The sequence below is a fragment of the Treponema sp. R80B11-R83G3 genome, assembly GCF_054786115.1.
On record NZ_BDHF01000417.1, the window covers coordinates 1 to 564 of the forward strand.

Genomic DNA, 564 nt, shown 5'->3' on the forward strand with positions numbered 1-564 from the left:
TAGAGTACATACGCAAGATGGGTGAGTTAAAAGCTGAACTAGACTATCAAAGCGGAATGGTATGCGCCGAACGAAAAGGACACAACAAAGCCTGTCTTGACATTGCCCAAAAAATGAAAAATGCAGGGCGTCCATTGAATGAAATAATGGAATTCACCGGCCTCCCCATAGAAACTATTACCCAAGGGCTACAATAAAGGACATAATAAACCACAAAGAAGTGAAAACCAATGAGAAATTAGCAATTAGCAATGAGCAGTGAGCAATGTTGTTGTTCGTTATCTATGCATGACCTTCACGATAAGATTGCGGACAAAAACCCCCGATCCCTCTTTCTCTCTACTATACGCATATTTGTAGTAAATATCTTCGCTCTCTAGGTTCGCTCCTTGTTCGTGTGGTTCGTGGTAAAAATTTTTTCGAAAAATTTTTAAAAACAGACAAGAATAACCGCGAGTCCACGCCATATAGGGTATGTAGTTTTTAAAAACCGTCCTGCGGCGGTCAACTGCAAACCACTATAGGAGGACATTTATGGAAGCAAACAATCAAAATCCCGCCAAG

Annotated in this window: 1 protein-coding gene; it reads left to right on the forward strand. The window is 40.8% G+C overall.

Annotation, left to right across the window (positions count from 1 at the left end; all coding sequences use genetic code 11):
- A partial coding sequence (locus tag ACYVRH_RS14205; RefSeq protein ID WP_461257525.1) for a hypothetical protein occupies positions 1 to 197 on the forward strand: 197 nt, incomplete at its 5' end.
- Between the last annotated feature and the right edge of the window lie 367 nt (positions 198 to 564).